Here is a 10,915-nt window from a genome sequence, read left to right as displayed (position 1 = left end):
AAAAACTATACCTTACTCCATAACTCGAGCGAACTCCTGAAATTACATTATCGAACACCGAAAGCTCCTGAAATACATTAGTTATCTGAAAAGATCGCGAAATACCCAGTTTATTAATCACATGAGGTGGTTTCCCCGCTATATTTACACCTTTAAACAAAATTAAACCCTCTGATGGTTTAAACTTGCCACTTATGAGGTTAAACAATGTGGTTTTACCGGCACCGTTAGGCCCAATGATGGCATGACGTTCCCCCTCCACAACAGTGATGTTAATCCCCGAAAGCACCGGCAACCCTGAAAAATCTTTAGAAACATTTTCAATTTTTAAATATTCACTCATGGTAACCTTCCTTTTCCGAAGCAGGAATAACCAACTCCTCTTTCTTTCCGAAAAACATATCATGTAAATTGATTATGATCTGTGAGAGACCGCCAGGGACGAAAAGAACCATAAAGATGAATATAAGCCCCATAAAAAAAGGCCAGCGATCTGTAATGTCACTCAAATAATTCTGGAGAACAATGTATACGAATGCTCCCAGAATTGGCCCCCAAAAAGTACCTGTACCGCCCACAAACGTCATAAGTAGTACCGTCGTTGTCATATCAATACTAATAGCAGACTGCGAACAGAACTGAAAATGAAGAGTATAAAAAGCTCCTGCAAGTCCTGCCAGAGCCCCCATAAATGTAAAAAGTATCAGTCTACTTATATTTGTGTTGTATCCAAGAAATTTCATTCTTTCCTCATTTTCTCTCATAAGAAGGATTGTTTGACCCATTGCCGTCTTTATGAAGTACCAGCAGAAAAGAATTGCAGCTCCAATAACGATTAACGTAAAGTAGTAAAAGTTGTGGAGTGATGCCATGTTCACGGTAGCAAAACCTAAATCTAGATTGGGTCTTGTTACACTTAAACCATCATCTCCACCAGTTACTTCGTGCCACTTTGTCGCCACTGCGTAAAACATAGCATTAAAAGCCAGTGTTAGCATTGCGAAATATGCACCTTTATGACGCAGAAGAAGACTTCCGAAAGTGATTCCAACAATTGTGGCTACAAGAATGGCGAGAAGAATCGTGTTGATAAGGGAAATTCCAGGCAAATGTATAAGCGATACGGCAACTGTAAAAGCTCCCATACCAAAGAACATTGCATGTCCAAAGGAAAGAAGCCCCGCATATCCAAGAAGAAGATTGTAACTTATAGCATATAGAGAGAATATTATTATCTCTGTTAGCATGTTTAAATGATATGGCCTCACGAGAACTGGTACGATTGCAGCTAATGCAAGAATTATTACAGTTATCAAATGTGTTATCTTTATAGCTTTTACTTTCATTGTTCCTCACCGAATAGACCAGATGGTTTGATGATAAGTACTATCGCCATGAGTAAATAAACTAGAACCATTGACAGCTTTGGGAATAAAAGAACACCGAATGACTGCAATTCCCCTATTAAAAGAGAAGCTATCACTGCACCACCGAGGCTACCAAAACCACCTACAACGATAACGACAAAGGCATCAATTAGAATATCATTCGCCATTCCAGGGTAAGTGGTTAAAAGAGGACCAGCAATCACTCCTGCAAATCCTGAGAGTGCAGCCCCGAATGCAAAAACACCCATAAACACCAGTGGCACGTTGATGCCCAGCGCGTTCACCATCTCACTATCGTTCACCGCTGCCCTCAGGATAATCCCAAGTCGTGTTTTGTAAAGAACGAGAGCCATAATTACACTTACAAAAACACCGCAGGCAAAGATAAAAATCCTGTATATAGGATAGCTAATCCCAAAAATCTCTACAGTATCCGCCAAAAATCCCGAAATATTCAAAGCAAGGGGATAGTTTCCCCAAATCCACTTAACGCCTTCTGTAATCACGTAAGCAAGGCCAAAAGTGAGTAACAGTTCGTGCAAATGCCCAAACACGTGCACCGGTCTAAGAAGAAAACGCTCAATAAAGGCTCCGACCATGAACAAAATAAGAGGACATACAATAATGGATAGTAAAAAATTTCCAGTTTTTGTAATGATTGTGTACGATAGATACGCTCCCAGCATGTACATAGTAGCGTGGGCAAAATTAAGGACGTTCATCATACCAAAAACAAGTGTTAGTCCTGAAGACACGAGAAATAAAAGGCCTGCATAAGCCAACCCATGAAGAAAGAAAACTAGATATTCGTTCATATCATTTCCCTCGATTCAAAACGTGCTTATTACTTACGCTCATAGCTACAAACTAACGATAAAACCTTGAGCAACATCATATCACGCTCAGAAATAGCGCTTTCAATCATTTTATCTGTCCAATTGTAAAATCCACGCCCCGTTTTAACCCCAAGTGCCCCCTCAGAAACTAGTTTTTCTAAAATAGCTGCAGGTTTATTACTCGTTTCCAAAAAAGGGAACAGATACTCATGAATGCTTTTGGTCAAATCTAAACCTGCAAGATCTGCCGTTTCCATCGGACCAAGAAAAAACATTCTTGCACCGAATCCATACTTGACTACCTTATCAATATCCTCAGGCGTGGCTATTCCCCTATCGCAAAGAGAGAAAGCTTCCCGCCACATTGCATGCTGAAGGCGGTTACCAAGAAATCCAGGTATGTCCTTATTAACCCGAACGGGAACTTTTCCCGCGCTTTCGAGAAGTACACAGGTTTTCTCGAAAGTTTCATCACTCGTTTCCCTCCCCCTGATTACTTCCACACATGGCAAAATATATGGTGGGTTCCAGAAATGAGTTCCTAAAAACCTGGAAGGATTTTTTAAAACGATTCCTATATCTGTGATACTAATGGCAGATGTGTTGGTTGTTAAGATTGTCTCTTCATCTACGAGTTTTTCAACAGCTGAGAACGTCTGTCTTTTTATCTCTATGTTCTCCGTTATCGCTTCAATTATATATTGGCATCCACCACACAGGTCTTCAATGGAACGACAGAGAACGATACGATCTAAACAAATTTCGACGTCTCTCTCATCCCGGAGACCCAGATTTATAAACACTCTAAAATTATTCCTGATTCTCTCCTTTGTTTTCTCCAGAACATCTCTGTTTTGATCAAAAACCCGAACAGTATAGCCCGCCGCTGCAAATACCTGTGCAATACCATGACCCATAAGACCTGCACCAATCACACCAACACAGGAAACTAAACTGGCTTTTTTTGAAAATCACATTCCGGTCAGCCGAAGAATAAAAGGGGGTGTCCGCATAGACACCCCCCTAATATAAGCAAGTTAAAGATTTTTATTTAAAATAGATATCCTTGTACTGCTCTCGAATGACCTTTTTGTCGATCTTACCCACACTTGTTTTGGGGATAGCATCAACAAATAGAACAACCTCTGGTAACTGCCATTTGGCAAATCTCTTTGAGAGGTGGGCTAAGATATCTTCTTTTGAAGTTTTTTCTTTATATTCGGCGCGCAAAACCACAAGAGCAACAGGTCTCTCCTCCCATTTAGGATGTGCAACCCCCACCACAGCTGATTCCATAACTGCTGGATGTGAAACAAGCTCGTTTTCCATATCTACTGACGATATCCATTCCCCTCCGCTCTTAATTAAATCCTTAACTCTGTCTGTGATCTTTACGTATCCCTCTTCATCCATCGTACCCACATCGCCACTTTTCCAATATCCATCCTCCGTAAACTGTGATTCTGTTCCCGGTGCGTTGTAATATTTCGCTGTAATCCACGGACCGCGAATGAGAATTTCCCCTGCCGATTTACCGTCCTGAGGAAGTTCCCTTCCTTCAAAATCCACTATCTTAAGATCAAGTCCAACTACCGGGTAACCCTGTTTTCGTTTGAGATCCCATCGCTCCTCCTCTGACAGCGTTTTTTCCAGCCACGGTTTCAGACGATTGATGGTTACAAGGGGAGTTGTTTCTGTTGCACCGTACGCATGGATTATCTCAGCGCCAGTGAGATCATGAAAACCTTTCATCAAAGCTACAGGCGGTTCCGTAGCACCAGAGATCAGTCTAACGCCTCTAAAATCAGGCTTTTCTGGCATTTTGCGAATGTACTCAAGCATGGGCATAAAGATAGCTGGCGCGCCATCACCAACAGTTACCTTCTCACTGATCATAAGATCAACGAGTGGACCAAGTTCGTCGGCAGTATAACGGCCGGGAAGCAACAACTTTGCACCCACCAGAACTGACGCCTGTGGTGTACCCCAACCCATAGCATGAAACATGGGTACAAGCTGGAAGAAACAATCTCGATATGTAAGTTCCACGTTTAGGGCAATTGCTAATGAGTGTAGATAAACGTCTCTGTGGGAATAATAAACACCCTTTGGATTGCCAGTTGTTCCAGTGGTATAGCAGGCAGCATAGGCAGATCTTTCATCCAAGTTCGGCCACTCGATATCCTCCGAAGCGTGGTTAATTAGATCTTCGTAACTGAAAATGGGTTGAAGCTTGGTTTTAACATCGCCAAGATTTTTATCAGTGAGAATTATCCATCCCTTCACGGTGTTGCACATAGGAGAGATAGCTTCTGCAATAGGTATCAACGTCTCATCCACACAGATGAATGACGCCTCTGCATGATTTACCACAAAGCTTAGTTCTGGGGGTGATAATCTTAGGTTCAACTGAAGGAGCACTGCCCCCATACCAGGTATGGCAAAATCCATCTCAAAATATCTATGGGTGTTCCATTCCAAAACGCCAACCCTATCCCCTATCTTCACCCCAATTCCTTTTAGGGCATTTGCTAGTTTCTTTACCCTTACGTATGCCTCTTTGTAACTGTAACGAAATAAACCATCCTGTTTTCTTGTGACGATTTCCTGTTTTGCAAAATTCCTGACAGCGTGTTTCAATATGTTGATCATATTTAACTGATAGTCATCCTGCGATGTGGCCGGAAATCCCTTAATAATATCCATACGCCCCCCTTTTTTCTTAAAAAATTTTAAAGATTTAGTCTTTCCAGCCTATTGAGTGATAACCAAGGAATGCCACCACCCCCCCTTTTTTGAAGCTATATCAACTCTCCTTTTTAACCGTTCTTCCAATTTTTTCAACAACTTTTTAGTAAGTCTACAAAAACTAGAGATAAAAACCCAAATCAGCTTTTAAATTAACACCTCAGCTAAACCCTGTTCCAATAAACAAAAAAGGGTTAGCTTACTAACTAACCCTCGATTTTCATGTTTGGTAGCGGGGGGTGGATTTGAACCACCGACCTTTGGGTTATGAGCCCAACGAGCTACCGGACTGCTCCACCCCGCGATCTTTAATCACTATATAATATTATTCTAATTCTCAGAAGTCAATAGATGATTACGCATTCAGTCCAACAACTTCATAGGCGACGATACTTCTCCGAAATCCTTTTACTTCTGGAATTTCAACGGATTTTGCCTTAACCATCTCTCGCACCTTCTCAAAGGTTCTATCGCAGATCAATATCTGTCCCCCTTTAGCCAAATGTTCCAGTCTCGATGCCATATTTACAGTCTTGCCGAACACCGTGTATTCTTTCTTCAAATGCGAACCAAACATACCAGCCATTACCTCTCCTGTACTTATACCGATTCCAATGGAGATCTTTTTCCCCCTTATTGAGATTTTCTCATTTACCCTCTCCACTTCTTCTATCATCCTGACAGCTGCCTTTACAGCCCTTAGAGCATCATCAGGTTCTTCTCTTGGGGCCCCAAATATAACCATAATACTATCCCCGATGTGTTTGTCCAAAGTTCCCCTATGATCGTAAACAATCCTATCAAGAGGAGCAAAGTAATACATGTTCAGCAAATCGGAAAGTTCCTTAGGTTCAAGCTCTTCGGCTAGGCTTGTAAAATCCCTTATATCGCAGAACAGTACTGTCACTTCCAGCTTGCGCGGCTTAATCGCAGCCCCTTCCCTCTGAAGTGCCTTAAAAACAGGTTCTGATACGAACTGTTTGAGGCGTTTTTTCAGGTAGTATTCTTTCACTTTAACGCATAACTCTCTATTGTCGAAAGGCTTCGTAAGAAAACCATCGATCCCAGCATTTACCGCCTCGATTGCACTTTCCATAGTGGCATAACCAGTGAGAATGATCCTTGCTATTTCGGGATTCAATCTACCGATGATAATAAGGGTTTCTAATCCGTCAATGCCTGGCATCTTGTAATCAGAAATCACAATTTCAATTTCGTTTCGATCCTCTTCAACAATTCGTATTGCCTTTTCCCCATCTTCTGCAAGAAGGACTTCATATCCATCCTGCTGCAGGACTTTTTTGAGGGAGCGACGGACACCTTCCTCGTCGTCAACTACGACTACAATCATGTTATCCTCCTTTTACAGGGTATGCACACTCTAATCAGAGTGCCTTTCCCCGTCTCACTTTCCACATCTATTGTTCCACCATGACGACGTACAATTTCATGGGAAATGTACAGACCCAATCCAGTCCCTTTCCCCACAGGCTTTGTTGTAAAAAAAGGTTTAAATATCTCCTGAAGGAGATCCTTTTGGATCCCTTGTCCAGTGTCTTGGCATTCAACAACCACAGTATCTCTTATTCTGTCATAAATAGTTCTGAGGACCACAGAACCCTTACCATTCGGCAGAGATTCAATAGCGTTCTTTATTATGTTTATAAACACCTGACCAAGATTTGCAAAGTTTCCCTCAACCTCCGGTAATTCAGTTTCGTAATGTTTCTCAATGATTACAGGAAGATTTTTTATCTGGTTCTGCAGAACCCTCAAGGCATCATCGAGAACAACATTCAAATTCACAGGTTCAGTGTAAGTTTGGGTCTGACGGGACACACTGAGAAGGCTTCTTATGATTTCAGCAGCCCTTTTCAGTTCTTTTAGCGAAAATTGAAGATCATCAAGGATCTCATTTTTCGTGCCATCCTCTATAGGACATTTATTAATTTCCTCAAGGACGCTCTGTACTAAACTGGAAGCACTTGCAAGAGGGTTGTTCAGTTCATGTGCAGTTCCTGCAACGAGCTGTCCTATAGCTGCTAAACTCTCTGATCTTATGAGTAGTTGCTGCGCTCTTATGAGATCAGCCGTGCGTTCCTCAACCTTTCGTTCTAATTCTTTGTTCAGTAACTCCAGCTCCTCATAAATTTTCGCATTCTCAACCGCTATGGCACACTGATTAGCTATAATTTCCAGGAGGTGCATATCCTCAAAAATGTATAGTTCACCGGAACGTTTTTGACCTAAAACTAGGAAACCGGTAAGGGAATTTTTTGTCATAAGAGGGATAACAAGGGATATCTTCTTTGAATGAAACAGTTCCATAATTGCACGAGTTTCAAAGTGCTGAGGTATCTTATACATGTCATAAAGGTTCAAAGGTTTCGGAAATGTTTTTAAATACATAACCAGCGGATGGCCAATATCCAGGGATGACACCCAGTCAAAGGGTACACCTTTCACATCATACGTGCATGCCTCATAGATACCCCTTTTTTCATCAAGAACGAAGAGTATTGCAAATTCAGGATTCAAGGCTTCCGTAATACTCTTTAAGAGGAAATTTTTCAGAGAATCCAAATCCAGGAAAGTTACCAGTTCCTCGCTAATTTTATGAAGAAGATTCTGATAATCATACTTCCCACGGTAGAACAACCTGTCAATAAAGTCCTGCACAGCTACGTGTGTAGGATTAAAAAGGAAAACCATAAATAAGGCCAGAGCCAGTGATAAAATAAAACCTTTCTCTACAAATCTCTCAACGAAAAGCGTGTTAACTATAAAAATGAACAAACCGTAAATGGAGGTTAATATCAATGTAAGTGTGGTATAGATTACCCCTTTTCTTATTGCCATCCCTATGTCTAGGGGATCGTACTTCAAAAGGCCATACGAGAGTATGATAGCAGGGACGAAACTGAAATTACCCATAGGGTAAAAATCAATTCCACTGACAGGTAAAATATTGAGGCCGATGAGGAAAGATCCAGCACCAAGTCCCAACAGAATATACCTGATACGGTTCGTCTGAACGTTATCGCGACTATTCCTCATCTCCCTGTATAGGGTCCAGAGACAGTACAAAACCGTCAAGGCTGAAATTAATGAGAAAAAGTGAAAGGCCGGTCCTCCCTGAGCAATTACACCGAAGCTGAATTGAGCAAAGCCCTTAATAAAAAATTCCGTAGGTACAAAGAAAAGAAGAGAGAAGCTCGCTATGTACGCGACAACTTCCAGATACCGGCGATTCTTTATGCCCAGAAAGTGATGTACAAACTGGATATAAACAGGTGGGCTGAATACAAAAAATACATACGTCAGCCTATCGATACGTAAAGCCAGATCTTTATCGGAAAGCACGTTTACAAGTGCTACATCGCCATTTATCAATGCCCCCATGAAGCAAATAGCTGAGAAAAGCCCTGTCGCAGGTTTTCCCCTACCTTTAATCACAGATAAAATGGATAGGGAAAGGTATATGATAAATCCCAGAGTAGGGGGTATTACAGCACTGGCATTGCCCAAAAGCTCAGAAAGCATCCCTTGCCCTTAAAAAGGCAATAAAAGGTCTCAGGAACGGGAGGTAAAACGAACCTTGTCGTTACTCCCCCTGGTTATCAGAAAACGAACACCGCAGCTGCGATCACCGTTGTGTAACCATTGTATTTTACAATGCTCGATTGCGTTACATTTCGCGTAGTCACTATTTTACCACTAATTTTAAATATTTTCTTTTTCTCGTCCCAGCTTTCGTCAAGGTCAAAATCTATACCCAATGTGGAAGCTAGCATAGCTGCCGCGAGATCTTCGGCATAGTCACCTGCTTGCTTTTCCGTCTGACCAAACGCATGGTGTTCGCTGATGTAACCATAAGCTTTTTTGTCTGCAGGTATGGCACATCCTATGGAAGCAACCAACAAACGTCGCGGTTCGTTACTACTACACCGACTCATCACACAGTACGTTATGGCACCGGGACGCAACATCTTGAGGCCCTTTTCCTTTGAGATAACCTTGCACCCAGGAGGAAGTATACTCGACACCTGAACAAGGTTATACTTTTCGATTCCCGCATCCCTTAGTGCTAGTTCAAAGGAATGAAGCTCCTCTTTATGTGTGCCCACACCTTTAGTGAAAAAAACAGCTTTGGGAACCATTACACTCATTTTAACTCATCACCTCTCCTTTAATGATAGATACCCCATAATACGATAAGTCGTTTTGGCAACCAGAAAATCCGGTGCCACTAAACCAGGTACAGGACATAATTCAACTATATCGAACCCAATTACCCGACATGTGCGACATACACATTTAACGATATCTAGAAGCTGCATCCAAGATATTCCTCCAGGTTCTGGTGTTCCTGTAGCAGGCATTATACCAGAATCTAGCACATCCACATCAACGGTGATATAAACAGTCTCCCCCAGATTTCCAATTAATTTATCCAAATCCAAAGAGCCATTAAGAATCTCACGCGTCGTTAAACACGTCAAACCCTTCTCCATTATGTAGTTCTTTTCCTCAAAACTCAAACTTCTCACGCCAATTTGTACAAGGGGACAGATTTCAGAAATGCGGCGTGCAACACAAGCATGACTGAACTTCGAACCCTGATACACATCGCGCATGTCGGCATGTGCATCCAAGTAGAGAACAGTAATCTCTCTCCAACAATCATGGGCAGCCAAAACCGCACCGAGAGTGACGGTATGTTCTCCTCCGAGAACTACTGGTATCTTTCCATCACTGATAATTTTCGTTACCCTATTCCTTACAGCATCCACAACGCATTGAGGATCACCCACCTGGATTTCTAGAAAGGGCAAAGTGTGGATCCCCTTCTGGTATGTCTCCATATCGAGTTCTTCATCGTACAGTTCCAAATGGGATGAAGCATCTATGATTGCTGCTGGTCCACGGCGAGATCCAGGCAAATAAGAAGCGGTCAAATCATACGGCACAGGTAACACAACAAATCTAGCCGATTCATAATCAGTCCAAATTTCCTCTAAATCGCCAAAATTCATAATTCCCTCCGAACGTTGCGGGTGAGTATCACAACCTTAAGTTTATGTAAAGAATCTTTAATGGAGTGATTAGGACCAGAAACAGAGCTTATAATCTTTATCTCTGTACAAAACGTAAGAGAAATGCCGAACCCAATCTCCCGTTGTTATGAAGAATCTTTCCCGACCATGCGTATATATCTTTTCTAGATGAGGAACATGACAATGTCCAAGTATCACATCATCGAACCCATCCGCGAACATTTCGTGTGCGAAAGCTCTCATGCTTTTAAATATCCTTCCTTCTTCGCCGTCCATAAACTCCTTGCTCATCCTAGATAAAACCCTTGCACACAACCAAAGCAGCTTAATAGGTACCATCTTGTGAAGACGATAGACCAATCTACTCCGCAAAACCCGACGCATGAAGATATATCTAGTGTTAGCCTGATCGACAAGATCTCCGTGTCCGAGGAGAAGCTTGCGGCCATCAAGGTCAAAAGTTGACCAATCCTCGTATATATAAATACCCGACACTCCCCCGAAAAAATCACTCAGGTAGAAATCGTGATTCCCCTCACAAAGATGTATCCTCACACCTTGAGAACCAAGGAAGATCATGCGTTCTACAATTGCCTTGAATTCGGGCGGAAAGATCTCGTGACGGCTGAACCAAAAATCAAAGATATCACCGAGGAAAAAAATATCAGTTAAATCCATTAGATTGGGGTCTTTTTTATCACCAGATGAACAGTTGTTCAGTAATGCCAGTAGACTCTGGTAGTTCCTGTCGGTGGGCCTTTTGAGATGTGCATCGGAAATAAATATTGCCTTTCTACTCATATTTTAATCTTTTACCACATTTCCACTCTTTTGTCTCATTAGACGTATGGATCCGGAAAAGTGCACTTGCCGCCAAAAAAATCGG

10 protein-coding genes and 1 tRNA gene are annotated in these 10,915 nt (G+C 41.9%); all 11 read right to left on the bottom strand.

What is annotated here, in order from left to right; translation table 11 throughout:
- On the bottom strand, positions 1–343 hold a 343-nt coding region (locus N2317_05300), incomplete at its 3' end, for an ATP-binding cassette domain-containing protein (GenBank protein ID MCX7816906.1).
- Entirely contained in the window at positions 336–1,346 is a 1,011-nt protein-coding gene (locus N2317_05295; GenBank protein ID MCX7816905.1) for a branched-chain amino acid ABC transporter permease, read from the bottom strand. The genes N2317_05295 and N2317_05300, both read right to left, overlap by 8 nt.
- Entirely contained in the window at positions 1,343–2,203 is an 861-nt protein-coding gene (locus tag N2317_05290; protein MCX7816904.1) for a branched-chain amino acid ABC transporter permease, read from the bottom strand. The genes N2317_05295 and N2317_05290 overlap by 4 nt, the downstream gene beginning before the upstream one ends.
- Before the next feature lie 29 nt (positions 2,204–2,232).
- The gene (locus tag N2317_05285; GenBank protein ID MCX7816903.1) at positions 2,233–3,159 is read right to left on the bottom strand and encodes a 3-hydroxyacyl-CoA dehydrogenase family protein; all 927 of its coding nucleotides are present in this window, start codon (positions 3,157–3,159) and stop codon (positions 2,233–2,235) included.
- Between the two features lie 112 nt (positions 3,160–3,271).
- Entirely contained in the window at positions 3,272–4,930 is a 1,659-nt protein-coding gene (locus tag N2317_05280; protein MCX7816902.1) for a long-chain fatty acid--CoA ligase, read from the bottom strand.
- 269 nt (positions 4,931–5,199) lie between these two features.
- Positions 5,200–5,276, bottom strand: a tRNA-Met gene (locus tag N2317_05275).
- Positions 5,277–5,327: 51 nt separating this feature from the next.
- Positions 5,328–6,323: a response regulator gene (locus N2317_05270; GenBank protein MCX7816901.1), complete on the bottom strand. Its 996-nt coding sequence runs from the start codon at positions 6,321–6,323 to the stop codon at positions 5,328–5,330.
- Positions 6,320–8,515 carry an ATP-binding protein gene (locus N2317_05265; protein MCX7816900.1) on the bottom strand — a complete coding sequence of 732 codons (2,196 nt, stop codon included), beginning with the start codon at positions 8,513–8,515 and terminating at the stop codon, positions 6,320–6,322. Before N2317_05265 ends, N2317_05270 begins: the two co-directional genes overlap by 4 nt.
- A 77-nt stretch (positions 8,516–8,592) precedes the next feature.
- Complete coding sequence (locus N2317_05260) at positions 8,593–9,141, bottom strand: arginine decarboxylase, pyruvoyl-dependent (protein ID MCX7816899.1); 549 nt, start codon at positions 9,139–9,141, stop codon at positions 8,593–8,595.
- A 9-nt stretch (positions 9,142–9,150) separates the two neighbouring features.
- Positions 9,151–10,008, bottom strand: coding sequence for an agmatinase (speB, locus tag N2317_05255; protein ID MCX7816898.1), 858 nt, complete (start codon positions 10,006–10,008; stop codon positions 9,151–9,153).
- A 69-nt stretch (positions 10,009–10,077) separates the two neighbouring features.
- Positions 10,078–10,830 carry a UDP-2,3-diacylglucosamine diphosphatase gene (locus N2317_05250; protein ID MCX7816897.1) on the bottom strand — a complete coding sequence of 251 codons (753 nt, stop codon included), beginning with the start codon at positions 10,828–10,830 and terminating at the stop codon, positions 10,078–10,080.
- Positions 10,831–10,915: the final 85 nt, after the last annotated feature.

This window comes from Syntrophales bacterium, assembly GCA_026417625.1.
GTDB lineage: Bacteria > Desulfobacterota > Syntrophia > Syntrophales > UBA8958 > JAOACW01.
This window is presented reverse-complemented; position numbering and strand designations above follow the sequence as displayed.

What these genes read in the sequence shown, in the direction of transcription:
- N2317_05295 (MCX7816905.1), bottom strand. Translation starts at nt 1,346, where the DNA reads ATGAAAGTAAAAGCTATAAAGATAACACATTTGATAACTGTAATAATT.
- N2317_05290 (MCX7816904.1), bottom strand. Translation starts at nt 2,203, where the DNA reads ATGAACGAATATCTAGTTTTCTTTCTTCATGGGTTGGCTTATGCAGGC.
- N2317_05280 (MCX7816902.1), bottom strand. Translation starts at nt 4,930, where the DNA reads ATGGATATTATTAAGGGATTTCCGGCCACATCGCAGGATGACTATCAG.
- N2317_05270 (MCX7816901.1), bottom strand. Translation starts at nt 6,323, where the DNA reads ATGATTGTAGTCGTAGTTGACGACGAGGAAGGTGTCCGTCGCTCCCTC.
- N2317_05265 (MCX7816900.1), bottom strand. Translation starts at nt 8,515, where the DNA reads ATGCTTTCTGAGCTTTTGGGCAATGCCAGTGCTGTAATACCCCCTACT.
- N2317_05260 (MCX7816899.1), bottom strand. Translation starts at nt 9,141, where the DNA reads ATGAGTGTAATGGTTCCCAAAGCTGTTTTTTTCACTAAAGGTGTGGGC.
- speB (MCX7816898.1), bottom strand. Translation starts at nt 10,008, where the DNA reads ATGAATTTTGGCGATTTAGAGGAAATTTGGACTGATTATGAATCGGCT.
- N2317_05250 (MCX7816897.1), bottom strand. Translation starts at nt 10,830, where the DNA reads ATGAGTAGAAAGGCAATATTTATTTCCGATGCACATCTCAAAAGGCCC.